At 44.4% G+C, this 736-nt stretch carries 1 protein-coding gene and 1 pseudogene; both read right to left on the bottom strand.

Annotated features, from left to right (window positions below):
* Positions 1-70 (bottom strand): annotated as a pseudogene (locus GMD4S_RS13940) (GIY-YIG nuclease family protein); the annotation flags it as partial.
* Positions 60-736: tRNA1(Val) (adenine(37)-N6)-methyltransferase (locus GMD4S_RS09825; RefSeq protein ID WP_000294722.1), on the bottom strand; the 677-nt coding region annotated here is incomplete at its 5' end. The pseudogene GMD4S_RS13940 and the gene GMD4S_RS09825, both read right to left, overlap by 11 nt.

Genomic DNA, 736 nt, shown 5'->3' with positions numbered 1-736 from the left:
CCGTTGTATAGCCCGTATAGTAAGAACCGTCGCGACACTCCACCACATACATATAGGCCTTATGATCCATAGTAAATCTCTTGAATTTCTGGTGTATAAGAACCATCATCATTGTGAACGATGAGTGGTGGCAAGACCTTAAAGCCACTGGTCGATCCATCCTTGATAGCTTCGATTAAGAGCATATTAGCCTCCTTCTCACGTTTAGGATAGACAAATTGCAGGCGCTTGGGTGCTAAATTATGGCGTTGAAGCATGTCTAAGATATCCAAGAGCCGATCTGGACGATGAACCATGGCCAAACGGCCATTAGACTTGAGAATACTCTGAGCACTACGGCAAATTTCTTTTAGGTTAGTCGTAATTTCGTGTCTGGCCAGAAGGTAATGTTCACTCTCGTTCAGATTGGAATGCGGATCCACCTTAAAATAAGGCGGATTGCACAAAATCATATCCACCTTACTTCCCTGAATGTGGGCAGGCATATTTTTCAAATCATCACAGATGACCTGCATCTGCTCTTCCAAGCCATTCAACTGAACCGAACGCTCTGCCATATCCGCCAAGCGCTCCTGAATCTCTACAGATATTATCCGCGCCTGAGTACGTGAACTAGCAAAAAGTCCCACTGCACCATTTCCAGCACAAAAGTCCACAATTAAACCCCGTTTAGGGAAGCGAGGAAAGCGTGATAAAAGAACACTATCCACCGAATAGCTAAACACCTCTCTATTTT

The sequence above is a fragment of the Streptococcus sp. GMD4S genome (assembly GCF_000296955.1).
Note: the sequence above shows the minus strand (reverse complement) of the source record. Positions and strands in the feature narration are given on the sequence as shown.